General features: G+C 45.2%; 21 protein-coding genes. 17 read left to right on the forward strand and 4 right to left on the reverse strand.

Translation table 11 applies throughout. The features are described 5' to 3' along the window. Window positions 1-11: 11 nt before the first annotated feature. Window positions 12-638: a tetratricopeptide repeat protein gene (locus PBAL39_RS14550; protein ID WP_008242810.1), complete on the reverse strand. Its 627-nt coding sequence runs from the start codon at window positions 636-638 to the stop codon at window positions 12-14. 419 nt (window positions 639-1,057) lie between these two features. On the opposite strand from PBAL39_RS14550, the gene lon reads away from it, so the two are divergent. Both lon and PBAL39_RS14560 read left to right on the forward strand, forming a co-directional pair. After that, window positions 1,058-3,535, forward strand: a complete 2,478-nt coding sequence (lon, locus tag PBAL39_RS14555; RefSeq protein ID WP_008242811.1) for an endopeptidase La — start codon at window positions 1,058-1,060, stop codon at window positions 3,533-3,535. A 52-nt stretch (window positions 3,536-3,587) separates the two neighbouring features. After that, window positions 3,588-4,547: a lipid A deacylase LpxR family protein gene (locus PBAL39_RS14560; protein WP_008242812.1), complete on the forward strand. Its 960-nt coding sequence runs from the start codon at window positions 3,588-3,590 to the stop codon at window positions 4,545-4,547. Here PBAL39_RS14560 and arfB read toward each other — a convergent pair. After that, entirely contained in the window at window positions 4,544-4,954 is a 411-nt protein-coding gene (gene arfB / locus PBAL39_RS14565; protein WP_008242813.1) for an alternative ribosome rescue aminoacyl-tRNA hydrolase ArfB, read from the reverse strand. The two genes, PBAL39_RS14560 and arfB, sit on opposite strands and share 4 nt — an antisense overlap. Before the next feature lie 85 nt (window positions 4,955-5,039). On the opposite strand from arfB, the gene cmk reads away from it, so the two are divergent. The 5 genes from cmk to PBAL39_RS14590 all read left to right on the forward strand — a co-directional run bounded on the left by cmk (window position 5,040) and on the right by PBAL39_RS14590 (window position 8,950). Next, on the forward strand, window positions 5,040-5,717 hold the full coding sequence (gene cmk / locus PBAL39_RS14570) for a (d)CMP kinase (protein ID WP_008242815.1): 678 nt from the start codon (window positions 5,040-5,042) through the stop codon (window positions 5,715-5,717). 106 nt (window positions 5,718-5,823) lie between these two features. After that, a complete protein-coding gene (locus PBAL39_RS14575) occupies window positions 5,824-6,414 on the forward strand; it encodes a TetR/AcrR family transcriptional regulator (protein WP_008242817.1) in 591 nt (196 codons plus the stop codon). A 256-nt stretch (window positions 6,415-6,670) separates the two neighbouring features. Next, a complete protein-coding gene (locus tag PBAL39_RS14580; RefSeq protein WP_008242820.1) occupies window positions 6,671-7,354 on the forward strand; it encodes a response regulator transcription factor in 684 nt (227 codons plus the stop codon). Further along, window positions 7,351-8,667: a HAMP domain-containing sensor histidine kinase gene (locus tag PBAL39_RS14585; RefSeq protein ID WP_008242821.1), complete on the forward strand. Its 1,317-nt coding sequence runs from the start codon at window positions 7,351-7,353 to the stop codon at window positions 8,665-8,667. The genes PBAL39_RS14580 and PBAL39_RS14585 overlap by 4 nt, the downstream gene beginning before the upstream one ends. A 79-nt stretch (window positions 8,668-8,746) precedes the next feature. After that, the gene (locus PBAL39_RS14590; protein WP_008242822.1) at window positions 8,747-8,950 is read left to right on the forward strand and encodes a hypothetical protein; all 204 of its coding nucleotides are present in this window, start codon (window positions 8,747-8,749) and stop codon (window positions 8,948-8,950) included. A 149-nt stretch (window positions 8,951-9,099) separates the two neighbouring features. On the opposite strand, the gene PBAL39_RS14595 is transcribed toward PBAL39_RS14590, so the two are convergent. Continuing rightward, window positions 9,100-9,960, reverse strand: a complete 861-nt coding sequence (locus PBAL39_RS14595; protein WP_008242823.1) for an RNA polymerase sigma factor RpoD/SigA — start codon at window positions 9,958-9,960, stop codon at window positions 9,100-9,102. Next, window positions 9,957-11,066 (reverse strand): 3-phosphoserine/phosphohydroxythreonine transaminase, encoded by a 1,110-nt coding sequence (gene serC / locus PBAL39_RS14600; protein ID WP_050784351.1) that lies wholly within the window; start codon window positions 11,064-11,066, stop codon window positions 9,957-9,959. Before serC ends, PBAL39_RS14595 begins: the two co-directional genes overlap by 4 nt. A 319-nt stretch (window positions 11,067-11,385) precedes the next feature. On the opposite strand from serC, the gene PBAL39_RS14605 reads away from it, so the two are divergent. From PBAL39_RS14605 to PBAL39_RS14650, 10 genes are all read left to right on the forward strand, one after another. Further along, window positions 11,386-11,847: an Lrp/AsnC family transcriptional regulator gene (locus PBAL39_RS14605; protein ID WP_008242827.1), complete on the forward strand. Its 462-nt coding sequence runs from the start codon at window positions 11,386-11,388 to the stop codon at window positions 11,845-11,847. Between the two features lie 188 nt (window positions 11,848-12,035). Beyond that, window positions 12,036-13,970, forward strand: a complete 1,935-nt coding sequence (gene rpsA, locus PBAL39_RS14610; RefSeq protein ID WP_008242828.1) for a 30S ribosomal protein S1 — start codon at window positions 12,036-12,038, stop codon at window positions 13,968-13,970. Window positions 13,971-14,049: 79 nt separating this feature from the next. Then, window positions 14,050-15,708, forward strand: a complete 1,659-nt coding sequence (locus PBAL39_RS14615) for a beta-N-acetylhexosaminidase (protein ID WP_008242830.1) — start codon at window positions 14,050-14,052, stop codon at window positions 15,706-15,708. A gap of 57 nt (window positions 15,709-15,765) precedes the next feature. Beyond that, window positions 15,766-16,290 (forward strand): hypothetical protein, encoded by a 525-nt coding sequence (locus tag PBAL39_RS14620; protein WP_008242832.1) that lies wholly within the window; start codon window positions 15,766-15,768, stop codon window positions 16,288-16,290. Between the two features lie 67 nt (window positions 16,291-16,357). Beyond that, the gene (locus tag PBAL39_RS14625; RefSeq protein ID WP_083801757.1) at window positions 16,358-17,068 is read left to right on the forward strand and encodes a CPBP family intramembrane glutamic endopeptidase; all 711 of its coding nucleotides are present in this window, start codon (window positions 16,358-16,360) and stop codon (window positions 17,066-17,068) included. A gap of 172 nt (window positions 17,069-17,240) precedes the next feature. Continuing rightward, a complete protein-coding gene (gene pyrR, locus PBAL39_RS14630) occupies window positions 17,241-17,789 on the forward strand; it encodes a bifunctional pyr operon transcriptional regulator/uracil phosphoribosyltransferase PyrR (protein WP_008242836.1) in 549 nt (182 codons plus the stop codon). Window position 17,790: 1 nt separating this feature from the next. Then, on the forward strand, window positions 17,791-18,723 hold the full coding sequence (locus PBAL39_RS14635) for an aspartate carbamoyltransferase catalytic subunit (RefSeq protein WP_008242837.1): 933 nt from the start codon (window positions 17,791-17,793) through the stop codon (window positions 18,721-18,723). Between the two features lie 132 nt (window positions 18,724-18,855). Further along, the gene (locus tag PBAL39_RS14640) at window positions 18,856-21,873 is read left to right on the forward strand and encodes a tetratricopeptide repeat protein (protein WP_008242839.1); all 3,018 of its coding nucleotides are present in this window, start codon (window positions 18,856-18,858) and stop codon (window positions 21,871-21,873) included. Between the two features lie 10 nt (window positions 21,874-21,883). After that, window positions 21,884-23,584 carry a TonB-dependent receptor gene (locus PBAL39_RS14645; RefSeq protein WP_008242841.1) on the forward strand — a complete coding sequence of 567 codons (1,701 nt, stop codon included), beginning with the start codon at window positions 21,884-21,886 and terminating at the stop codon, window positions 23,582-23,584. Window positions 23,585-23,639: 55 nt separating this feature from the next. Further along, window positions 23,640-25,319, forward strand: a complete 1,680-nt coding sequence (locus PBAL39_RS14650) for an SPOR domain-containing protein (RefSeq protein WP_157274041.1) — start codon at window positions 23,640-23,642, stop codon at window positions 25,317-25,319. The last annotated feature ends 2 nt before the right edge of the window (window positions 25,320-25,321 follow it).

Genomic DNA, 25,321 nt, shown 5'->3' on the forward strand with positions numbered 1-25,321 from the left:
GGTATGTTGTCTTACTTCAGACTGGTGATCTGCGCCTTTACATAATCGACCAGGTTGATGATGTCTTTACGCAACGGCTGTATCACAAGCACCTTCTGAAAATCGGCGATGGAGCTGTTGAACAAGGCAATAACTTCCTTTTTCTCTGCCGATTTCTTCACTTTGTAAGATCTGTAAATGGCATAGTCCTTATAGGCCAGTGCCCTGTTCTGCAACAGTTGGGTATCTTCTTCCCCATTGAGTTCGATGGCCTTTGTAAAGTCTTTAATTGCCGAGAGGTAAAAATTCTCCCTCATCTGGTTAAGCGATTCCTTAGGATCATTGGCCACATTCTGCCTGGCTTTACCTCTATAGTAATACGCAGAGTAATCTGAAGGCTTGACGGTGATCAGCTGGCTGTATGTTTCAATGGAGCGCTCAAAATTACCACACTGATAATAGGAATAACCCAGCATTTTCAGCACGTTGGCATTGTTAGGGCTCTTGGTATTGGCTTTTTCCAACTGGCCTACGGCGGCTTTGTAATCGCCTTTCATCATCGCCTGCATCCCGAGTTTGTCGTAACCGGAATTCTGTGCAACACTGACCTGCGTTGAAAAAACAAATAACATGAAGATGGTTCGCCTGAAATAGTTCATTAAGTTTTATTTAAAAAATAAATATATTTAGTTTTATTACAACAGCCTAATAAATGAACAAACATTTTTTTGGGAATTGTAGAAAAGAAAGGTAAAGGCAACTATCATACCACTTACAAATATTCCTATACAACGCCAATTAATTAAAAATATGATGAGGCGCAAAAAAATTCGTTTTAATTATTAGTCAGGAATGATGCTGGAGCGGATGTCATGCCAGCGATTTCAGATTCATTAGATTATTAAAAAAAAAGTCAGTATTTTGATTATTTAGTCGATACCCTGACTTTTTAACAGTCATCATGCAGTACCCGGTGTTTGGCACAAGAGTTGAAAATATGCATTATTCAATATAATTAATATTATCATAAGCGACATGCTGTCAGATTGTCGTTTTTATTTTAGAAAGACTTACTTACATGAGTAAACAAGATCAGTTTGATTTTAGCAATGCATTACCCATCATAAACGAAGATACCGAATTTTTCCCGCTGATGTCCCAGCAGGACGAGGATGACATGAATAACGAGGCTACCCCTGAGGTGCTGGCGATATTGCCATTGCGTAATACGGTATTGTTTCCTGGTGTAGTGATTCCCATCACTGTTGGCAGGGACAAGTCCATAAAACTTATCAAGGAAGCATATAAGGGTGACAAGATCATTGGTGTGGTCTCACAGCGTGACGTGTCTATCGAAGACCCTACTTTTGAGCAGCTGAACAATGTGGGTACTGTAGCACACATCATCAAGATGCTGCAGATGCCCGATGGCAACACCACGGTCATCATCCAGGGGAAACAACGTTTCCGCCTGGTGGAAGAGGTGCAGTCGGAGCCTTACATCAAGGTGACCATCAGCAAATTTGAAGAGACAAAATACAAGACAGACAAAGAGTTTAAGGCGCTGGTATCGTCCATCAAGGAGATGTCTTCGCAGATCATACAATTATCGCCAAACATCCCGAGCGAAGCAGGAATTGCACTGAAAAATATTGAAAGCACCTCCTTCCTGATCAATTTCATTTCCTCAAATATGAACGCCGATGTGTCCGACAAGCAGAAGATGCTGGAAATGGCCAACCTGCGTGAACGTGCGATGATGGTGATGGAGCTGCTGACCCTGGAGCTGCAGATGCTGGAGCTGAAAAACCAGATCCAGTCGAAAGTACGTACAGACCTGGATAAACAGCAGCGCGACTACTTCCTGAACCAGCAGCTGAAGACCATACAGGAAGAACTTGGCGGCAACTCCTCCGACCTGGAATATGAAACGCTGCAGCAGCGTGCATTCAAGAAAAAATGGTCTGCACAGGTGAGCGAACATTTTAACAAAGAACTGGAGAAACTGGGCAGGATGAACCCTGCGGCACCCGACTATTCAGTACAGATCAATTACCTGGAACTCCTGCTGGACCTTCCATGGAATGATTTTACTAAAGATAACTTCGACCTGAAGCGTGCCCAGCGTGTGCTCGACAAAGACCACTTCGGACTGGAAAAAGTGAAACAACGCATCATTGAGTACCTTGCGGTGCTGAAGTTGAAACGCGACATGAAGGCGCCAATCATCTGCCTGGTAGGCCCTCCGGGGGTTGGAAAAACATCTTTGGGGAAATCTATCGCAAAAGCGCTAAACAGAAAGTATGTCCGTATGGCCCTGGGTGGCATCCGTGATGAAGCGGAAATCCGCGGACACCGGAAAACATACATTGGCGCCATGCCCGGACGTATCATCCAGTCGATAAAAAAAGCTGGTGCTGCCAACCCGGTATTTGTACTTGATGAAATCGATAAGGTGGGCGCTGACTTCAGGGGAGATCCTTCTTCTGCATTGCTGGAAGTACTGGACCCTGAGCAGAACAGTGCTTTCAATGACCATTATGTGGAGGCCGACTATGACCTTTCCAACGTTCTGTTCATTGCTACTGCCAACTCCCTTGCCAACATACAGCCGGCATTGCTGGACCGTATGGAGATCATTGAGGTGAACGGTTACACCATCGAAGAGAAGATTGAGATCGCTAAAAAATACCTGCTGCCTAAGCAAAAGGAACAACATGGCATCAAAACAAAAGACATCAGCCTGAAAAATGCGCTGATTGAAAAGGTGATTGAAGATTATACCAGGGAATCGGGTGTCCGTTCTCTGGAGAAGAAAATAGGATCGCTTGTACGTGGCGTAGCAACGAAAATTGCTATGGAAGAAACGTATGAGCCTAATCTGAACAATGAGGATGTGGAACGTATCCTTGGTGCGCCGCTTTACGACAAGGACCTTTATGAGGGCAATGAGGTTGCGGGTGTGGTGACCGGTCTGGCATGGACCCAGGTGGGCGGCGATATCCTCTTTATCGAAGCCAGCCTCAGCCCTGGGAAAGGGAAGCTGACACTGACCGGTAACCTGGGCGAAGTGATGAAGGAATCAGCAGTGATTGCCCTGGCCTACCTCCGCTCCCATGCGGATACGTTTGGCATCGATTACGACCTGTTCGACAACTGGGACATCCACGTGCACGTACCTGCGGGTGCAACGCCTAAAGATGGACCTTCTGCGGGGATCACCATGCTGACCGCGCTGACTTCAGCATTTACGCAGCGCAAGGTAAAATCAAACCTGGCGATGACGGGAGAGATTACCCTACGTGGTAAGGTCCTGCCGGTGGGTGGCATCAAGGAGAAAATCCTTGCAGCAAAACGCGCGAACATCAAGGACATCATTCTTTGCAAATCCAATAAAAAGGATATCCTCGACATCAAGGAAAGTTACATTAAAGACCTTAGGTTCCACTACGTTTCGGAAATGAGGGAGGTGATTGAGCTGGCACTGACTGCCGACAAAGTTAAAAACCCTCAGAACTTGAGCTTTAAGCTGCATAGTGCTGCAAACCAAAAATAAAATACGATATTAAACTCCGGCAGGTCTGCCGGAGTTTTTTTGTAATCATACCATGAAACCATACCACAAACTGATCGTTTTGCTCTGCGTTGCAGGCCTATATTCTAAGCACAGTACTGCACAAACCTATAAGAATGAATTTGGGTTTAAGAGCGAGAACGACTCTTACCTAGGGCAGGGCTCCGACAGGTATTATACGAATGGCCTTTTTATTAACTTCCGCCATGCACTGGACCAGCAGCAGCTGAAAGAAGGACTGGAAAAGAAAACATACGAAATCTCCGCCGGACAGCGGATGTACAACCCGTACTCTGGTTACGCTCCGGATCCGGAGCGTCAGGACCGCCCTTTTGCAGGTTACCTCTATGCAGAGGGGGCAATGAATTGGTTTTATCAAAATGAAAGCATCCTGAAAACTTCCGTACAGGTCGGCGTTACCGGCCCGGCATCCCTTGCAGAAGATGCTCAGGAGCTGTTGCATGATGTTGCCGGCTTCTACACCCTTGACGGATGGCAATACCAGATCAAACAGGAGCTACAGGTCAACCTTTCCGCACAATACACAAAATTACTATACAGGCCTTCACATCAATATCTGGATTTCTCTTTCGAGGCATATGGAAACCTGGGTACCACCTTCAGCGGTGCCGGTGCAGGGATCATTTTTCGTGCCGGGCGCATCAACCAGCTGTTCAACAGCGCCTACACCAATGCTGTGATTGGCAATAATGCCAAAACGAAAGCACGTGTAAAAAGTGAGCTCTTCTTTTATGCAAAACCGCAGCTGAATTATGTTGCTTATGATGCTACTGTAGAGGGCAGCATGTTCAACAACAACAGCCCGGTCACCTTTGACGTAAAACCAGTAGTTTTTGCACAGCAACTCGGACTGAATTACAGCAGTCAGCGGCTGACGCTGGACTTTGGGATGATCTTCAAGACGAAGGAGGTCGAGGGCATCAGGAGAGCACACCAATGGGGCGCGATCTCTGCATTTTACCGGTTTAACTAGTCGACAGACGGCCGTTTACGTGCCATCTTTTTCATGGCATTGCTCTGTTTGTCGGCCAGCCTTTTCCTGATTACAGAAGCCGGTGTTTTGGTAGGTTTTCTTTTCTTCTGAACATGCAGTCCGGATTTGAGCAGCGCAAGAAGTTTGAGCACAGAACGTTCCTTGTTCAGCAACTGACTGCGGTCTTCCTGGGACACGACATGAAGGTTACCTTCCTGATCCAGTCGATGTGCAAGGCGTTCGATTAGCAGGCTGCGTTCTTCATCAGAAAGAAAGGATGCTGAGGGGATATTGAGTATCAACTCCACCTTACTGGAAACTTTATTGACGTTTTGTCCGCCTTTCCCCCCACTTCTGGATGTTTTAAAGGTAACTTCTCTCAGGATTTCTTCTCTTGCAGGTAACATGCTGCGAAAATAATGATTAAAAGCAATTTTATTCCAATGAAATTTTTAGCGCAAACAAATTAGTAAAATACTAACTTTGTTCAATATGAGAAAAAATCTGGTTGTAGCTATAGATGGCTACTCATCATGTGGAAAAAGCACCCTCGCAAAGGCTTTAGCAAAAAAACTAGGTTTCATTTATATCGACAGCGGTGCAATGTACCGGGCAGTGACCTTATATTTCCTGAGAAACCATATCGACATTAAAGATGAGCAGGCTGTTTCTGACGCCTTACATCACATCGAGCTGAACTTTCATTCCCGCGATTACGAGTCGCACATCACCCTGAATGGTGAAGAGGTTTCCGAGGAAATCCGCCAGATGCCGGTATCGGAGAATGTGAGTGAGGTAGCGGCCAACAGACATGTACGTCAGGACATGGTGAAGCAGCAAATGCGCATGGGCAGTTCAAAAAACATCGTTATGGACGGACGTGACATCGGCACTACGGTATTTCCGGATGCACAGGTGAAGTTCTTCATGACCGCAGACCCGAAGATCCGCGCAGAGCGCAGGTTCAAGGAGCTGCAGGCGAAGGGAGACACGGTGACCATGGAAGAGGTATTTGAGAACATCGCACACCGCGACTATGCCGATACCACCAGGGTGGAAAGCCCGCTGACCAGGGCCGATGATGCCGTCATCTTAGACAATACAGAACTCAGTCAGGATGAGCAACTTGAATTTGCAATCGAACAGGTGAAGCAACATTTTCCTCATTAATCGTCAATTTCTGGTTACAATTCCCGAAGGGATTTAAACATTACATTTCCATGTTTGAAGTGTGTGCGATGCTCGATACATTTGTTTCACAAAATTGTCAAAACAAATGCCATCGACCAGAGATACCGGTACGGAAGAATTAATTAAGGAAACGGCTAAACACCTGTTTTTTGTGGAAGGGAAACTGCATTCCACCACGCAGGAAATTGCAGATGCCGCGGGTGTCAACAGGACGCTTGTCAATTACTACTTCCGGTCCAGGGACATCCTGTTCGACCAGGTGTTCCGGGAGGCACAGGAAGAGCAGGTGAAAACGTTCGACAAGATCCTGGAATCTGGAATTTGCTTCAAAGAAAAGATTCGTACACTCATCAGCGTATTTCTGAAGGAGGGCATGAAGTACCCCTACCGCGACCTTTTTCTGATTACCGAAATGAACCGGAATGTGGTGATCCATGTAAAAAAAGCAAAAGTGAAAAGGATGAAACTTTTCATGGAGGAGATCCGGGCAGAGATGCAGCAGGGGAACATCAGGATGATGAACCCGAAACACTTCATTCTCAACCTGTTTTCCATGATGGCCTATCCCCTGGCCACCGCTCCTCTGCAGAAAGTACTTTACGAGTTGAACGACAGCGAATATGCCTCACTCATGGAAGAGCGCAAGCAGCTGATTTACGACACCATCTTTCCCTGATTATCTTTATTTACGCCTTTATTTTTATTTCCCTCTTTATCTTTATTTTGTATTTTAGCTAGCTTCCTCTTTTGTCAGAATGCCGTTTCAGGGCTACCTATAAATGGTATAATTGCGCATTTGTCTGGGTACTGGAATGCAAAGCTTCAGGAGTTATATTCCAAGTTATCTGAACCTGGAGCGTATGCCTGAACCTGGAGGCCTGAACCAGGGAATCTGACTTAGACACCATAGATAACCAACTGACCTCGTCATAATGAACATATTGATTATTGAAGATGAAAAAAACCTGGCGCTGGAGATCTCTGCGTTTCTAAGCAAGGAAGGTTACCGTATTGACCATGCCTGGAGGAAAGCCTCAGCAGAAGAAAAGATCTTCGTGAACACCTATGATTTCATTTTGCTGGACCTGGGCCTTCCTGATGGAGACGGCTTCAACCTCCTGCAGCAGCTGAAATCTATAGGCGGCCGGGAAGATGCGGTGATCATCCTGACTGCTCGCGGTGAGGTGGAAGATCGGATAAAGGGACTTGAAGAAGGCGCTGACGATTATTTGCCAAAGCCTTTTTCACTAACAGAACTATTGGCCAGGATGCACGCCATTATCCGCAGGAAACACAAACTGGAGCTGAATGAGGTGAACGTGAATGGCTTTATGCTAGACATCAGGAACCATAAGGTGAGCTTTGAGCATCAGAAGATCAACCTGACAGGAAAGGAGTTTGAGATCTTCAATTACCTGGTGCTCAACAAAAACAGGGTGATTTCCAGGCTTAACCTGACAGAGCACGTATGGGGGGATATCCTGGAGGTCAACTCCGATTCCAACTTTGTGGATGTCCATGTCAAGAACCTGCGCAAGAAGCTGTCGGCACATGCCCCAATCGAATGGTTTGAGACGGTGAGGAGCATTGGTTACCGCATCAATACTGAACGATGAAACTGCAGTTCAAACTGGCACTATACAACACCCTCACCAAGGTGGCTATCCTGACGCTAATGGGTACGATGATCCTGTTGTCAATTGACAAACTTTCTGAGCACCACATCCAACAGCGACTGCTGCACAAAAAGGCAAAGCTGATTGAAAACCTTTCGGGAATGGAAATCAGCAGCCTGATGGAGCAGCAGAAGACTTTTACCGACTACAACCTGCTGAAGGAGGAATACATCATCTTAAAGACCCAGAAAAAGGGTAGCAATCCGCTGAAAACCTATTTTAGTCGCGAGATACGCGAGATCGAAGGCAGTCAGGAATCCTACCAGATCCTGAACACCAGTTTTAACTACCAGGGACAAATGTATACTCTGGAGCTTGGCGAGGCCATGTCGGCCAATGGGCAGTTGCGCCATACCATCACCTTTTTTACCTTTTTCATCCTGTTGGCCGCGGTGGGACTGACGCTCGTGTCTGACCTTGCCTTTACGAGGTTTCTGCTGCGCCCTTTCTACCAGATCATCGATCAGAAGCTCAATAAAGTGAATGACCCCATCCACTTCAACTACGTACCGATGAAAACGACAACGGTCGACTTTCAGGTACTGGACCAGAGCATCAGCTCATTGATGAACAAAATCTCTGAATTGTTTCTTTCAGAAAAGGCCTTTATTGCAAATGTTTCTCATGAGCTCCTCACCCCCATCTCCATCTTAAACAGCCGACTGGAAAACCTGCTGAATGAAGAATCTTTATCAGCAGATGGAGAAAATAAGATCTTCGCCTGCCTGAAAACCCTGAACAGGCTGAAATCCATCATCAACAGCCTGTTGCTGATATCCAAGGTAGAGAACCAGCAGTTCGGCAAGCCTGACCAGATCAGTATAGCTGTTGCGGTCCAGGAAGTTTGTGAAGAGCTGGAACACCGCTTGCTCATGATGGACCTTCATTTTGAGATTAACCTGAAACAGGATTTTCATTTTGAGGGCAACAAGCCATTGTTCCACACGCTGCTGATGAACATTGTCAACAATGCCATTAAGTACAACGTGTCTTCCGGAAAAATCAGCATCAATGATGCTGAGGTGGATGGTGTTTATGTGCTGAATGTGACGGACACCGGAGAGGGAATGTCTGCGGAAGAGCTGACTAACGCTTTTAACAGATTTGAAAAGTTCCAGTCGGACAAGGCCGACAGTCATGGACTGGGGCTGTCCATTGCCCGGACCATTGCCGATTTCCATGGCATTAGCATGGACATTCTTTCCGAAAAGGGATTTGGCACTACGGTCAAGCTGAAATTTAGAAAAAAATAAGCTTCTTCTTCATTCTTCATTAAATCTTCATGTTCGTTGGGCAACTTTGATTCAACAAATCACAATAAATACAAAAAACATGAAAAGAACCTTTTTAGCGCTGGCCTTAGTTGCAACAACTTTCGGCGCATTCGCACAAACACCAGTAGCTACTGCAAAACCTGTTGTACACAAAGCAAAAGCACATAAAAAAGCAGAAGTAAAAAAAGCAGAGGCGGCAAAACCTGAGGTGACCAAACCTGCAGCAGTAGTAAAAGTTACGCCTGCGGTAAAACATAAATAATTCAAAAACGATAAGGAACTATTGCTTTAAATCGGATCTGAGAGAGGGTACGATCGTCGTCCTGAATTGATTTCAGGGATCCCGTTTTGCAGGTTAGAGGGGCCTGCAGGGATCCCGACATCAATTCAGGATGACGTTTTGTGGAGTGGTCAGATGTATTCCGCAAGGAAAGACTTGCGGCAGCTGGTTTTCAAGGTTTTCAGCGCCCGGTCTTTCAGCTGGCGGATGCGTTCCTTGCTGAGCTGGAATACATCGGTCATGTCATCGAGGGTAAGGGCAGTATGGTTGTCCAGGCCGAAGAAAAAGATGATGATCCATTTTTCTCTTTCCGGAAGGATGCTCAGGCTGCGCCTGACATCTTCGCTCATGGATTCCTTCATCATGAGCTCATCCGTGTCGGGTGTATTTTCATTCACCAGCGTATCCATCAGGCTGAAGTCGCTCTCCTCATGGGTAGTCATATCCAGAGAGTAAGACAGCGGCGCACTATCGAGGTAGTCGGCTACCTTCGCTTCCGAGAATTCCGTGGCCATGGCCAGCTCCTCGTAAGTTGGCGCGCGCTCCAGCACCTGCTCTAATTCGTCGGCAGCTTTGTTGATCTTAATGATGCCCAGCACCTGGTTTCCAGGAAGACGGATCATCCTTTTCTGATCCGCCAGGGCCTGCATAATACTCTGGCGAATCCACCATACTGCAAAGGAGATAAACTTAAATCCTTTGGTATCATCAAATCGTTGTGCAGCCTTGATGAGGCCGAGGTTGCCCTCGCTGATCAGGTCGGCCAGCTGCAGGCCCTTATTCTGATATTTTTTAGCCACAGACACTACAAAGCGGAGGTTGGTTTTCACCAGTTTGTCAAGCGCCGCTTCATCTCCTTTTTTGATCCGTCTTGCAAGGCCCAGTTCTTCTTCAACGCTGAGCAGGCCGATCCTGCCAATGTCTGTAAGGTATTTATCTATGGAATTTGTTTCTCTGTTGGTGATGGATTGTCCAATTTTCAGTTGTCTCATATCGCTTGCTCCGTATGGGTTTCAGTTTCAAATACTTTAAATACCTCTTTATCGGTAAAATCTTTCATGCAGGACACCAGGGCCTGGACACTGGAGAGTGGCAGTGCGTTGTATAGGGAAGCCCTGAAGCCGCCCACCGAGCGGTAGCCTTTAATGCCCACGATACCCCTGCTAGTGGCAAAGTTGAAGAACTCCTGCTCCTTCGCAGGGTCGTACATCTTAAAGGTTACGTTCATGCGTGAGCGATGTTCCGGATCTGCAAGGCCGTAGAAATTGGTATTGCGGTCTATTTCAGCATACAGCTGACCTGCTTTTTCTATATTTTCTCTTTCAATGGCTTCCACGCCTCCTTTTTCACTAAGCCAGCGCAAGTTGAGCATGGCCACATAAATGGAAAATACTGGCGGTGTATTGAACATAGAGTCATGATCGCGGAAAGTCCGGTAGTCTGACATCGAAGGCAGCTGATGTTCCACCATTTTCAGGAGGCTATCTTTCACGATGACCAGCGTCATTCCTGCGGGGCCCATGTTTTTCTGAGCACCGGCATACACCAGGTCAAAATCATGGATATCGATCTTTCTGCTGAAAATGTCCGATGACATGTCACAGATCACAGGCACCTTTGTTTCGGGGAAGCTGAACATCTCTGTACCCTCGATGGTATTGTTGGAGGTACAATGGAAGTAAGCCGCATCTCCGGGAATTTGATATCCTGTGGGGATGTAATCATAATCCTGATCCTTTGAGGAGGCCACGATGTCGACTTCACCAAAGAGCAGTGCTTCTTTGATGGCTTTTTTTGCGAAATAACCGGAATCCAGGTAGGCTGCTTTTTTACGCTTTGTGAGGAAGTTCATGGCAAGCATAGAAAACTGTGTGCTGGCCCCTACCTGAAGAAAAAGCACCTGATAGTCGTCAGGAACATCAAGCAAAGTGCGGACGAGCATGCGGCACTCTTTGATGACAGCTTCAAACTCAGGACTGCGATGGGAAATCTCAAGAATGCTCAGTCCGCAGCCGTTAAAATCCTTCACTGCCAACGCAGCTTGCTCCAGAACAAGGGCCGGCAAAATGCAGGGTCCTGCACCGAAATTGTGTTTCATACCTCTGGTCATGTTGATATCTGGTTTAGTGATACCCAAAGGTCTGAATGTCAAAAGTCTTATCTAATTTTCTATTCAAAATCAGCAAAATTTTCTGTTTTGAGAGATCCGGGCAATATATTTTTTGGCGTGTCAGACCGGGCTCCGGTTAAACCAAATATAATTTTCCAGCAGAAATTGAAAACATGAGGTTATCGTAAACTATACACTAAGCAATTGCCGGTTAAACAAAAGGTTCCTTTTATCACAATTTTACTATATTTGAGCGTGTATTGAAAAATACAAATGATACACTAAGCCAAATATATTCAGCCCTGATATGTCCAAATTAGATCCCACACATTTAGGAATTTTACGCCTGTTGCAGGAAGATGCAAGGATGACACATAAAGAACTGGCCAAAAGACTGAAGAAAAGTGTCTCGCCGATCTTTGAGCGAGTAAAATGGCTGGAGCAACAGGGGTATATTAAAGGGTATACTGCCATCGTTGACCTTCAGAAGAGCAGCAATATGATCATTTCCTATACGCACATTCAAATGAACAACCACTCTGAGGAAGCATTGAGTGCTTTTCAACAGGCGGTGATTCAATTTGATGAGGTGATGGAATGTTATTATATCACGGGGAACTATGATTTTATCCTGAAGATTGTATCGCCGGATATGAAGGGATACAATGATTTTCTAAGGGGTAAAGTGGGTAAGTTACCTAATGTAGGCAACGTGCAGAGTTTTCTGGTGTTATCCGAAGAGAAAAGACAGGCTTCTTATCCGGTATAGAAAAATCAAACTGCAGGCCTATTGGCTGATCCTGAATTATTTATCGTTTTGCTCCTGGTATAGGGACAAAAGGCAAGTTTTTCCCACAATCTGTTCAAAATCAACAACATTTATCAAAAAAACCTTTTCATTAAAATAATTAATTTCTATCTTTGCCGTCCCTCACGGGAAAAGGAGATTTAATTTTAATGGCTAAAAAACAAGTAGCAGAAAAAGAACTAGAGGCTAAAAAAGCCGAATTACAAGGTGCAGACGCTCGTCTCACTGAGAAAGAAACCATTGAATCAGAAGCTGATTCAGTGTCGATCGAACAGATCAAATCATCGTTAGCTACACCAGATCAAGACTTTGACTGGGATGCAGACGACAAAGCTTTCGGTAATTACAGTGACGAAGACCGTAAAAAGTTTGAAGACATGTACACCGATACTTTCAATCAAATCAACCAAGGTGAAATCATCAGCGGTATTGTTGTGTCTATCAACAATAAAGACGTGGTATTGAACGTAGGATTTAAATCTGACGGTTTGGTATCTACTTCTGAATTCCGTGATACACCTGATTTGAAAATCGGCGATACAGTAGATGTATTCGTTGAAGCACCTGAAGATGCTAATGGTCAATTGATTTTATCTCGTAAGAGAGCTAAAACTCAGAGATCATGGGAATCTATCAATGAGGCACTTGATAACGACAGAATCATCAACGGATTTGTTAAAAGCCGTACTAAAGGTGGTCTTATCGTTGACATCATGGGTGTTGAAGCCTTCTTACCTGGATCACAAATTGACATCAAACCGATCCGTGATTACGATGTTTATGTAGGTAAAACAATGGAATTCAAAGTTGTGAAAATCAACCACGAATTTAAAAACGTTGTGGTATCGCACAAAATCCTAATCGAGGACGATCTTGAAAGCCAAAAAGTGGAGATCGTATCTAAACTTGAAAAAGGTCAGGTATTGGAAGGAACTGTTAAAAACATTACTGACTTCGGTGTATTCATCGACCTTGGTGGCGTTGACGGATTACTTCACATCACTGACATCTCTTGGGGCCGCATAGAGCATCCGAAAGAAGTGTTGAGCTTAGATGAGAAAATCAATGTTGTTGTTCTTGATTTCGATGACGAGAAAAAACGTATTGCATTAGGTTTAAAACAATTGACTCCTCACCCTTGGGAATCTTTAGACACTAACTTAACTGTTGGTTCTAAAGTGAAAGGTAAAATTGTTACTGTTGCTGATTATGGTGCATTCCTTGAAATCATTCCTGGCGTTGAAGGTTTAATTCACGTTTCAGAAATGTCTTGGTCTCAAAACCTTCGTAGCCCTCAGGAATTCCTGAAAGTGAGCGACGAAATCGAAGCTGAAGTATTAACTTTAGACAGAGATGAGCGCAAAATGAGCTTAGGTATCAAACAACTGACTCAAGATCCATGGCAAAATGTTGCTGAAAGATATCCTATCGGAAGCAAACATACTGCTGTAGTTAAAAATATGACCAACTTCGGTGTATTCGTAGAAATCGAAGAAGGTATCGATGGTCTGATCCACATTTCTGATCTTTCATGGTCCAAAAAAGTTAACCACCCTAACGAATTCACTAAAGTTGGTGATACATTAGACGTAGTTGTTCTTGAACTTGACGTTGAAAGCCGCAAATTGAGCTTAGGCCACAAACAACTGGAAGAAAACCCTTGGGATACTTTTGAAACTATCTTCACGTTAGATTCAATCCACCAGGGAACTGTTGTTAAAGTAACTGATAAAGGTGCTGTTATTGCTTTACCTTATGGTGTTGAAGGTTTCGTACCTACAAAACATATGGCTAAAGAAGATGGCGGTGTCATCAAAGCTGAAGAAACCAATGACTTCAAAATCATTGAGTTCAACAAAGATGCTAAACGTATCGTTGTTTCTCACGCCCGTATCTGGGAAGAGGCTAAAGCTGAGGTTGCTGCTGAAGAAAGAGCTACTAAGAAAAAAGAAGCTAAAGCATCAAGCAGTGCAGTTAAAAAAGTTAAAGATTCAGTTGAGAAATCAACCCTTGGCGATCTAGGTGTCCTTGCTCAGTTAAAAGAGCAAATGGAAGGCGAAGAAAGCAAAAACAAAGGAAAATAGTCTTTTAAAGCTGATATAAAAAAGGCGTCCCTCATCGGGACGCCTTTTTTTGTAAATTGCGGTTTTAAGACCGTCATCTATGAAATTCTTCAACGTCATACTTGTACTTACGGGCCTCATCGGCTACACCGGCCAGGCTTATACACAGATGTTGCCAGCCATCATCCCTCAGCCGGTAAACGTACAGGTAAATGCTACCGCAGGCAGTTTCCTGCTGGCGCTGCAGACGGTGGTGTGTATCAGCGACAGCAGCCTGAACAGGTCTGCCAACTTCCTTACTGCTTCTCTACTGAAGTACCATAACCTCAACCTCAACATCACCAATCATTCCGATCCGCTCAAAAAAAATGGAATCAACCTGATCCTGGATAAGGACAAAGGCAAACCAAACTCCAACGGCACAGTCGCAGGCATCGGCAGCAACCCGAATCAATATACGCTGACCAGCAATGCGGAGCGCATTGAGATCCGTGCAAATACCCCACAGGCCATATTCTACGGCATACAGACTTTATTGCAGTTGCTGCCGGTACAGGTCACGGATCCAGCTGGCTTAAAAGTCGCCTCAGTGGAAATTTCAGACTATCCGCGGTTTGGCTATCGCGGCATGCACCTCGATGTCAGCAGGCATTACTTCGACCTGAACTTCATCAAAAAATACATTGACTACCTGGCTTTGCATAAGCTGAACTATTTCCACTGGCACCTAACCGACGATCATGGCTGGAGGATAGAGATCAAAAAACATCCAAAGCTGACAGACATCGGCGCCTGGCGCAACGGCACCATCATTGGTCTATATCCGGGGACAGGAAACGACGGCTTGCGCTATGGCGGATATTATACACAGGAGGAAGTGAAAGAAGTGGTCAGGTATGCCGCCGACAGGTACATTACTGTTGTCCCGGAGATTGAAATGCCGGGTCACAGCATGGGCGTACTCGCGGCGTATCCAGAGCTTGGCACCACACCCGAAATCCCCACCCGGGTGGCGCAGACCTGGGGAATATTCAACAAGTTCAACAACGTGCTTCAACCTACGGAACAAACATTCAGCTTCCTTGAAGATGTGCTTACAGAGGTGATGCAGCTCTTCCCCTCGCCTTACATCCACATCGGTGGTGATGAATGTGCTAAAATATGGTGGAAACAATCGCCGCTTTCTCAAAAGATCATCAGGGAAAAAGGACTGAAGGATGAAAACGGACTGCAGAGTTACTTCATCCACAGGATGGAAAAATTTGTGAACACAAGAGGCAGGACGATCATTGGATGGGATGAAATCCTGGATGGCGGACTGGCACCGAATGCCATCGTGATGAGTTGGCGGGGAGAAAAGGGAGGCATCGCAGCAGCAAAACAAAAACATAAGGTGATCATGACTCCCGAAAACTCTATGTACTTCAACCATGCCCAGTTCCTCAAAGAAGACTCCCTCACGGCGCCACGTTATGTCCCCCTGAAAAACGTATACGACTATGAACCGGTCCCCGCGGTACTGACCGCTGCTGAAGCACAATACATATGGGGTGCACAGGGCAATTTATGGTCGGAATACATCGCAAGTCCCGCTAAAGCAGAATACCAGCTTTTCCCAAGACTGGATGCCCTATCCGAAGTATTATGGAGTCCAAAAAACAAACGCAATTTCGCCGATTTTCAGAAAAGGCTAAAAACACAGCTCAAAAGGTACGACCTGATGAAAATAAATTATAGTACACGGTATTTAAGTAATTAAACCACTTGCCAAATACCGGCTACTATTTTATATTTATGGCAAATAAATAATAATCTAATGGATACGCCCAATAACGCTCTTTGTACGGCATGTACTGCCGTCTACCAACCTGAAGATGTTTTCTGTAACGGATGTGGATTTCCGATCAAGGGAACGGAAAGAGATCAGGAACTTCACCTCGCGAATCGCCAGGTTAAAGAAATAGACCTCGTTGAATTGAATGAAAAAGTAGAATCTGCGAGAAAGTCGCTCTTCTGGATTGCCGGACTGACGGCTGTTTTTTCGCTGATCGGCTATGCTACGGCTGGTGATGCTCAGGATGCATCTGCCATTGTCATCACCAACGCAATTCTCGTAGCTGCTTTTGTGGGGTTAGGCTTCTGGGCAAGCACCAAACCCGTTGCTGCTTTGATTTCAGGCTTGTCACTTTACCTGATCATTCACTTGCTGAATGCCATTGTTGAACCGATGTCCATCCTCTCCGGGATCATCGCCAAAGTACTGATCATCGGTTACCTGATCAAAGGCATCCGCTCAGTACTGGAAGCAGACAAGATTAAAAAAGAACTCAACATTAATTAGAGCTTTGGAAAGCTCCGGTCTCCCCTCTTGCTTTTGTGAGCATTGTCATCAGGAATTGAAAGTAGAAATGAAATTCTGCAGTTGCTGTGGGACAGCACGGACACGACAACATACTGCAGCTGATGCTGTCAGGTGGTATCAGCTGCAACACGCTGCGCTATTCTTCCTCATGGAACTGCTGTGCTGCATCTTTGCACTAGTGGTACAACAGTGGACTTTAACGATCATGGTGGCCGTCACAATAGTCATGGCCACCTCTTCGGTTTTATTTTTCAAGTCCGACTGGCAGCAAAGCAAATATCTGCTTCGGTGGCCCTCGTTCTCCTGGCTGAAGCTGCTGATGTTTGTAGGCCTTGCCATTGTGTCTTCTATTCTCGTAGGAATATCCACCGATTACCTCAACAGCCACCTCTTTAAAGCTACGATGGACTATGGGAACATCTACAAGCCCTACAGTTATGGCAATTGCCTCATGGTGCTGCTCATGGCGGTATGTCCCGCAGTGTTTGAAGAACTTGCCTACCGCGGATACCTGATCCAGAAGCTCTCTGCGGTTGTCGACCAGAAAGAGGCGATGTACATCAGTTCTATACTTTTCTTTCTCGTTCATTTTAGCATCGCTTCGTTCTACTGGATGTTGCCATTTGCGCTGATACTGGGCTACATCAGGATAAAGGAAAACACGCTTTGGTACGGTATCCTGATCCATTTCTTTTTCAACCTGACAGTCTGCGTCTCAGAAATATGGAATATCAATTTTTCTGAGTTGTTTTCCTAAAGGGCCGCTATCAGGGCAAGGCCTATTAAGAATAAGATTTTAAGGACGTTAGGTTAGGAACACAAAAAGGTGCCCCCTTCCGCCCCCCTGATTTGCGAATTTATTTTATTAAAAAGGCCTTCCTGCGATTTGGGCTTCCAAATTTTTCCTATATTTGACCAATCCTTAAGTCATGCAAAAAAGAACACTGCTAGACGGTCAACAATTCCAGATCACAATTAAAAGGCTATGTCACCAATTAATTGAGAACCATACCGATTTTTCAAATACTGTTTTAATTGGCATCCAGCCAAGAGGGAGCTTTTTTGCCGACAGGGTACAAAGTGAGCTCTCCCAGATCCTGAAAAAGAAAAATATTCAGAAGGGAAACCTCGACATTACCTTTTTCAGAGATGACTTCAGAAGAAAAGACGGCATCCTTTCGGCCAATACCAATACCATTGATTTTATCATTGAGGACAAAAATGTGATCCTCATTGACGATGTGCTGTGGACCGGAAGAACCATCCGCTCGGCCATGGATGCCTTATTGGCCTACGGGCGCCCGGCAAGGGTAGAACTAATGGTATTGATCGACAGGCGTTTTTCAAGGCACCTGCCCATTGAACCGGATTACATCGGCAAACAGGTCGACAGCATGAACTCACAACAGGTGAGGGTCAGCTGGAAAGAAACAGAAGGAGAAGACAAAGTTATCTTAATATCAGAAAGCACTAAATAACATGGCAGAAGAAAAATTATCAACCCGACATCTTTTAGGTATCAAAGACATTAACCGGAATGATATCGAATTGATCTTGAAAACTGCAGATAATTTTAAAGATGTCATCAACAGGCCCATCAAAAAAGTTCCGGCCTTAAGGGACATCACCATTGCCAATATTTTCTTCGAAAACTCTACACGAACGAAGTTATCATTTGAGCTTGCCGAGAAAAGACTTTCAGCGGATACCATCAATTTTGCAGCCTCCTCTTCTTCCGTCAGCAAGGGAGAAACGCTGATTGACACGGTGAACAACATCCTCGCCATGAAGGTGGATATGGTTGTGATGAGACATCCATACGCCGGTGCGGGGCAGTTCCTGAGCAAACACATCAATGCACAGATTGTCAATGCTGGTGACGGGGCACACGAACACCCTACACAGGCACTGCTTGACGCCTTCTCCATCCGCCAGAAACTGGGCGATGTGGAAGGGAAAAAAGTCGTTATTGTAGGTGACATCCTGCATTCCCGGGTCGCCATCTCCAACATCCTCTGCCTGCAGAAATTAGGCGCCGAAGTGATGGTTTGCGGACCTACCACACTGATCCCTAAGCACATCGGCAGCCTGGGTGTAAAGGTAGAACACAACCTGATCAAAGCACTGAACTGGTGCGATGTGGCCAATATGCTCCGCATCCAGCTGGAGCGGCAGGACATCAAATATTTCCCTTCTCAAAGGGAGTATGCCATGATGTACGGGCTGAACAAACAGATCCTTGACAACCTTGATAAGGAGATCGTTGTGATGCATCCGGGGCCGATCAACCGTGGGGTGGAGATCACCAGCGATGTGGCCGACAGCAAGCAGTCGATCATCCTCGAACAGGTGGAAAACGGCGTTGCGGTACGGATGGCCGTGCTTTACCTCCTGGCTTCACAGCGTGATTAAAAGACCCACGAAGTTTTTTATACCAATCTTCCTTTCTTTTCGTTAATCCAGTGTTATCAACAGTTGTTAATTTCTTATGTGAATAAGACATCTTACTATATTTATATTAGTACCAACCATATTTGAAACCAGATGCATAAAAAATACCTTTTTATTCCGCTATTCGTAGCAGGTAGCTTTACGGCGAGTCATGCCCAATCCAGCATGTTAGTCAACCTTAACAAAAATTACCTGTCCGGCCTTGAACTACTTGACAATGAAAAGTACGTTGCTGCAGCGCAGCAGTTCAGGTTGGTGGAGCAGGCGCGGCAAAAAGCAAGCACCCAGCAGGAGAGCAACGCCGAGCTGTCGCTATTAAAAGAAAATGCCAAGTTCTACGCCGCAGTATGTGCCCTGGAACTGGGAAATGACGATGCAGAAAGCCAGTTTCAGAATTTTATCCGTGAGTACCCCTTAAATGCCAACACCAAGCTGGCCTATTTTCATGTAGGTAAATCTTATTTTGCACAGAAGAACTACGCAAAAGCCCTGGAATGGTTTGAGAAAACCGATCCGGCAACCCTTTCTCAAAAACAACGGTTGGAATATCAGTTCAAACAGGGATATGCTTATTTCTCTACTGATGACATTGCGAAAGCGGAACCTCTGTTTGAAGAAGTAAAAAAAGAAAAGTCACCTTTCCAGGAAAGCGCCATTTACTACTTTGCCTATATCAACTACCTGAACAAGGAATATAAAACCGCATTGGCCAACTTTGAGAAGCTGAAGGGCTCCCCTACCTACGAGGCCAGCTATCCTTACTACATCACATCAATGTATTACCTGGATGAGCGTTATGATGATGTACTGGATTATGCAATCCCAATTCTGAAGACTTCCAAACAGCAATACGAAGCGGAGATGCTGAGCCTGATTGCAGCTTCCTACTTTGCAAAATCGGATTATACCAATGCCGAGAAGTATTTCAGAGAGTTCTATTCAAAAGATAAATCCAACACCAAAAACAACCTGTTTGTCTACCAGTACGGTTACTCACTTTTTCAATTGAAAAGATATCAGGAATCGGTAGCCATCCTCGAAAAGCTGGATACTGATGATGTATACCTGCAAAGCGGGATGTACACCCTGGGACGTTCGTTTATCGAACTGAAAAATAAAGAAAAAGCACGCAGTGCTTTCTTCAGGGCTTCACGACTGGATTTCGATAAAATCGTTCAGGAAGAATCCTGGATCAACTATGCACGTCTGAGTTATGAGCTTGACTTTAACCAGCAGGCATTGGAGTCTACACAGAACTTCCTGAAACAGTTTCCAAAATCACGTAAGGCCAATGAGGCAAAAACCTTATTGGGAGAGATTCTGCTGACCTCTAAAAACTATCAGGCGGCAATCGACATTCTCGAACCTATCCAGGACAAGTCGCCGGAAGCCAGAGAAGCCTATCAGAAAGTGACATATTTCAGAGGCCTTGAATTCTACAACGAACGTGCCTTTCCAAATGCATTATCTATGTTCCTTCGTTCAGAGAAGTTCCCTGAAGATCAGGAAATCCAGGCGTTGAACATCTACTGGAAAGCCGAGGCCAGTTATGAACTGAGGAAATATGGTGAGGCAGTTTCCAACTTTGAGAAGTTCCTGGACATGCCTGGAGCAAGCAACACCGAGGTTTATAACTTTGCCAATTACGCGCTTGCCTATGCGGCTTTTGAAGATGAGCGTTATGGTAAGGCAGCGTCTTATTTTGAGCGTTTCCTGAGGGGAAATGACAAAGACACCAAGACGGTAAATGATGCAACCCTACGACTGGCAGATGCTTATTTTGTGAACAAAAGTTATGGCAATGCGTTAACCAACTACAATAAAATTATCGCTAATAAGGGCGCTGGTGAGGATTATGCCTTGTTCCAGCGTGGAATGATCCAGGGTTTGGAGAATCAGAATGATGCAAAGATCAATACGATGCAAGAACTGCTTCAGCAATATCCTAATTCCAACTATGCGGATGATGCTGGCTTTGAAACGGCCTACACGTATTTTAACAAAGGTGACTTTGACAAGTCAAGAAGCGACCTTACCGGATTGATCAGCAAGTATCCGAGAAGCAGTTATGTTCCCCGTGCACTGGTTACCATTGGTCTGGTTCAATACAACCAGGACCAGGATGATGCAGCACTGGAAACTTTCAAAAAAGTCATCAATGAGTATGGCAGCAGCGAGGAAGCAAAACAGTCGCTGGAATCAATTAAAAACATCTATGTAGATAAGGGTGATTCTCAAGGGTTCATCAGCTATGCTCAGACCACCCCTATCGGTGATTTCAGTACTGCTGAACAGGACAACATCATCTTCCAGGGTGCTAATAACCGCTACCTGAAAGGCGACGCTCAAGGTGCTTTTGAAGCCGTAAATGCTTATTTCGATAAGTTTCCGAAAGCCATCCATGATAAGGAAGCGAAATTTATCCGTGCAGAATCACTGGTAAAACTGGGCAGACCTGATGAGGCGATCCCTGATTATGAGTACATTCTGAACGATTGGACCAGCGATTATACGGAACGTTCATTGGTAAGTATTTCCAAGCTCTTCCTGAATCAGAAAAAGTACAATGAAGCCATTGTCTACTTGAAGAGACTGGAGACCACTGCAGATTACAAAGTCCATTACAACTGGGCGCTCAACAACCTGCTTAAATCTTATACTGCATTGAATATGCCAGACGATGTGTTGAGGTATGTGACCCTAATCAAAGAATCTGATAAAGCTTCTGAAGAAGAAAAGAACAGTGTAGACCTCTACGCAGGTAAGGCATACCTCCTGAAGGCAGATACCACTGCAGCAGTAAAATCATTCAACAGTGTAGTCAGCAAAACCAAAACACTTGCTGCTGCTGAAGCGAAATACAACGTGGCCGCAGTGCAGTACGCCAAAAAAGACTATAAGACATCGACCAAGACTTGTTTTGACCTGATCAACAACATGCCTTCGTATGATTACTGGGTGGCTAAGGCTTTCATCCTGCTGGCAGACAACTACGTGGCGCTGAAAGATAACCTGCAGGCAAAGAGCACACTGCTGAGCATCATCGACAACTACGAAGGTAAAGATGACATCGTCCCTACAGCGAAGGAAAAATTACAGAAAATCAAATAAGACAAGCGCAATGAGATTGACAAAACTAATATATAGTACCTTATTTTTTATCACCGCAGGTGCGCTGACCTTACAGGCCCAGGAAACCAAAACAGATAAAAAAGACGAAAATAAAGCCGTTACAGAAGAGATTGAGGTGGTTAGACCTTACAAACCGGTGCTTGCAGAAGCGGTAAAGCTGAGAAGAAGCCCGGATCTGAATACCGTAAAAACGTATAAAGCGAAGTTCAACTACAGCCTGACTGACCGGAAACTGGGGCTGAACTCCGACATCAATAAATTACAGGCACAGCAGGTGGCTGAAGAGCGTGCCGCTGAGCTACTCAACAATTACGTGAAAGCCGGATTCGGCGCACCTACCACTGCACTGCTGGAAGGTTATGTAAACATCGGCAGGGATGAAGCCCTGCAGGCAGGTGCATTTTTCCGCCACTTCGGACAGTCTGGTAAACTGGAAGGTCAGGATGCCAACCAGCAGCAACTGAGCGTCTTCGGAAGGAGTATCGGCGAGACCTTTACCCTGAGTGGCCGCATCAACTATCAGCGCAATGGCATTAATTTCTATGGTTTTAATCCTTCGCAGCCTGAATTTAACCTGCACCCTGAGCGTCAAACACTGAACTTTATTGAAGCCGAAGGTGAGATTGTCAACAAGTTTACCGATGATCCTGATGCCTTCAGCTATGCTGCGAAAATCAATGGGTACATCTGGAATGACAAGTATGAAGCAAAAGAGAAATCTGTTGTCATCAATGGTTATGTCAATAAGAGAATCAGCAGCTTCAACCTGGGTTTGGCCTCATCTGTAGAGCTGGGAAATACACAGGACCAGCTGACCGACGTGGGCAACAATATTTTCAAGTTAAATCCATACATCAAACTTCAGGCAAATGGTGTAAAAATCAACGCCGGAATTAACTTCGTACAGGAGTTTGGCGACTTCTCCTCCAGCAGGATCTTCCCTGCGGTGACGGCAGACTTTACCCTAATCCCTGATTACCTGCAAATCTTCGGTGAGCTGAAAGGTGATGTGAACAGAAATTCCATGAAAGCTTTTACTGATGAAAACCCATTCCTGAATGCGAACATCAACATCAAAAACTCCATTGAGAAATTTAGCTTCAGCGGAGGGATCAAAGGTACAGGAGGCCCGGGATTTGGTTACAAAGCAAGGATCTATCATAAGAAAATTGCCGACATGCCACTTTTCGTCAACAACTTTGAGAACCCTACCCGCTTTGATGTGATCTATGATTTTGGAAACATGAAACAGACAGGGCTGGAGGGAGAAATTTCCATCCAGGTCAGCAACTCCTTAAAATGGACAGGAAAGCTGAACTTTGACGACTACCAACCTGCTGAAGAGAGCAACAGCTGGTTTAAACCTCAAATGAGACTTTCTTCTGATTTGTTGTTCAACATCACTGATAAAATTGCCTTCAATGCTTCGGTAGCCATTCAGGATGCGAGCAAAGCAAAGATCTATACCGCCGCTCCGGCAAGCCCATACCTGGTACCTGACCCTGCAAATGAGACTGTCGTGGAAGTTAAAGGTTTTGTGGATCTTGGTGCCGGTGCAAGTTATAAGATCAACAACAAATTTTCAGCTTTTGCAAGGGTCAACAATCTGCTGGGTACGAAATACAGCAGGTTCCTGTACTACCCTACGATTGGGGGAAGTGTCTTTGGTGGCTTAAGTTATTCCTTCTAACCTGTTTTTTTGTTAATTATTGGTTGATACGGAATTAAAATTTAATTTTACCAGAATGGACATGTTATCATACCTTATATCACTCGTCAAAACCTCCAAAGAGGTTGGAATCCCTGGGATTGGAACGATCTATAAAAAGAAATCCCCAGGGAGGTATGATGTGCAGACACACTCTTTTCTGCCACCTTCCTACACCCTGGCCTTCAGCGAAGAACTCGCTGAATCGTACAGCCTTACGGAATTTGTGGCCCGGAAGAGAAACATCTCCGTTGCCGCCGCGACCTATTTTGTAGAACAGTTTGCAGAAGAGATCAACAAACAGCTGAACGATCATCATGAGGCCAGTCTTGGTACCTTGGGTACCTTGCACAACCATTCCGGAACACTGACGTTCAGCACGGGTGATGCCTCAGAGTTTGGTTTTGAATATTATGGACTGCCTGCGCTAAAAGATGAAGTTTGGTCTGAGGCTGCTGAGTTGCCTGCTCAACCTGCGGATGTGGAACAAACGCAAACACAAGGAAATGAACAGCTTGAACTTGAAAACAGCAATGCAGATGTAACAGATGGCCACTCCGATGCGTCAACTGAACAGTCAATAGCGGGCGTAGCATCAGCAGATGCTGAGCCAGCTATTGTCGATCCGGCTGTTACCGAAGAACGTATTTCTGATCCGGCCCCAATTGAGTCGGCTCACACAGATGAAACACAAGTCGATGAAACGCTGAATGATAAAACACAGGTCGATCACACTGTTTTAGATGAAAACCCGAATGATCTACCATTGAATCATCAACAGATCGCTGATCAACCATTAACTGAGAATATTCCTAATGATGAAGAGGCTGTTTATGAAGAGATCACTGAGTTGGGACTGCCTGAAAAAGTGGCCCTGATCATTCCGCTTCCCGAAATTGAGACCCCTGAAGGCGTGGAACATATCGAAGACCATGCACATCTTCATGTATCAGCCCACCATCAGTCAAGCACTCCGCGGCCTACCCTCAACGAAACCCTTGCACAAGCAGCTGCAACGGCTCCTGTGCTGGATGAACCTGAGGGACCTATGGATACTGAAACACCGCCGGTATACTATCACCTGGATGAGGAAACTCCTGAGAAGACAGGTATGCCCTGGTACCTTAAGGTGATCATCGCATTGCTGGTCATCGCCATTGCAGCGGCAGCAACCTACGTGGTCAAACCAGAACTTTTCGAAAACCTGCTCTACAAAAATGAAACAGAGCAACCACAATTGAGTAACCAGGCACTTCAGAAAACAGCCGATTCCATTGCAACAGCAGATAGCATCAAACAGAGTATTGAAGCCGCGATGCTGGCCGACAGCCTCAAAAAAGACAGTCTGCCGTTAACGGCTACTGCGCTCGAGTCTGGGCAAAAGGCTGCAGGCAACGAACAAAAGGCAATCGAAAAGAAAACTGCCGAACAGAAAGCAGTGGAAAAAACAATATCGGCCGCACCGCCAGCAGTCCTTCCTGCGGGAACTACATTTGAAGTCATAGGCTCCTCTCTGAGCAGTCAGAAAGAAGCGGACCGCTTCTTGGCACAAATGAAAAAAGCAGGAATAAAAGCAAAGGCCTTTCCTGGAAAAAAAGTAATAAGAATCAGCATTGCAACGTTCAAAGATGATAAGACGGCAAGAGCTGCCATCCCTGCCTTAAAAGAAAAATTAGGCATCAGCGGATTATACGTATACACAAACAAACCCGAATAAAT

Origin of the sequence: Pedobacter sp. BAL39 (assembly GCF_000170795.1) — a bacterium.
In the GTDB taxonomy this organism is placed as follows: Bacteria; Bacteroidota; Bacteroidia; order Sphingobacteriales; family Sphingobacteriaceae; genus Pedobacter.

Coding starts and splice junctions, on each gene's coding strand:
- PBAL39_RS14550 (WP_008242810.1), bottom strand. CDS start 638: ATGAACTATTTCAGGCGAACCATCTTCATGTTATTTGTTTTTTCAACG.
- lon (WP_008242811.1), top strand. CDS start 1,058: ATGAGTAAACAAGATCAGTTTGATTTTAGCAATGCATTACCCATCATA.
- PBAL39_RS14560 (WP_008242812.1), top strand. CDS start 3,588: ATGAAACCATACCACAAACTGATCGTTTTGCTCTGCGTTGCAGGCCTA.
- arfB (WP_008242813.1), bottom strand. CDS start 4,954: ATGTTACCTGCAAGAGAAGAAATCCTGAGAGAAGTTACCTTTAAAACA.
- cmk (WP_008242815.1), top strand. CDS start 5,040: ATGAGAAAAAATCTGGTTGTAGCTATAGATGGCTACTCATCATGTGGA.
- PBAL39_RS14575 (WP_008242817.1), top strand. CDS start 5,824: ATGCCATCGACCAGAGATACCGGTACGGAAGAATTAATTAAGGAAACG.
- PBAL39_RS14580 (WP_008242820.1), top strand. CDS start 6,671: ATGAACATATTGATTATTGAAGATGAAAAAAACCTGGCGCTGGAGATC.
- PBAL39_RS14585 (WP_008242821.1), top strand. CDS start 7,351: ATGAAACTGCAGTTCAAACTGGCACTATACAACACCCTCACCAAGGTG.
- PBAL39_RS14590 (WP_008242822.1), top strand. CDS start 8,747: ATGAAAAGAACCTTTTTAGCGCTGGCCTTAGTTGCAACAACTTTCGGC.
- PBAL39_RS14595 (WP_008242823.1), bottom strand. CDS start 9,960: ATGAGACAACTGAAAATTGGACAATCCATCACCAACAGAGAAACAAAT.
- serC (WP_050784351.1), bottom strand. CDS start 11,066: ATGAAACACAATTTCGGTGCAGGACCCTGCATTTTGCCGGCCCTTGTT.
- PBAL39_RS14605 (WP_008242827.1), top strand. CDS start 11,386: ATGTCCAAATTAGATCCCACACATTTAGGAATTTTACGCCTGTTGCAG.
- rpsA (WP_008242828.1), top strand. CDS start 12,036: ATGGCTAAAAAACAAGTAGCAGAAAAAGAACTAGAGGCTAAAAAAGCC.
- PBAL39_RS14615 (WP_008242830.1), top strand. CDS start 14,050: ATGAAATTCTTCAACGTCATACTTGTACTTACGGGCCTCATCGGCTAC.
- PBAL39_RS14620 (WP_008242832.1), top strand. CDS start 15,766: ATGGATACGCCCAATAACGCTCTTTGTACGGCATGTACTGCCGTCTAC.
- PBAL39_RS14625 (WP_083801757.1), top strand. CDS start 16,358: ATGAAATTCTGCAGTTGCTGTGGGACAGCACGGACACGACAACATACT.
- pyrR (WP_008242836.1), top strand. CDS start 17,241: ATGCAAAAAAGAACACTGCTAGACGGTCAACAATTCCAGATCACAATT.
- PBAL39_RS14635 (WP_008242837.1), top strand. CDS start 17,791: ATGGCAGAAGAAAAATTATCAACCCGACATCTTTTAGGTATCAAAGAC.
- PBAL39_RS14640 (WP_008242839.1), top strand. CDS start 18,856: ATGCATAAAAAATACCTTTTTATTCCGCTATTCGTAGCAGGTAGCTTT.
- PBAL39_RS14645 (WP_008242841.1), top strand. CDS start 21,884: ATGAGATTGACAAAACTAATATATAGTACCTTATTTTTTATCACCGCA.
- PBAL39_RS14650 (WP_157274041.1), top strand. CDS start 23,640: ATGGACATGTTATCATACCTTATATCACTCGTCAAAACCTCCAAAGAG.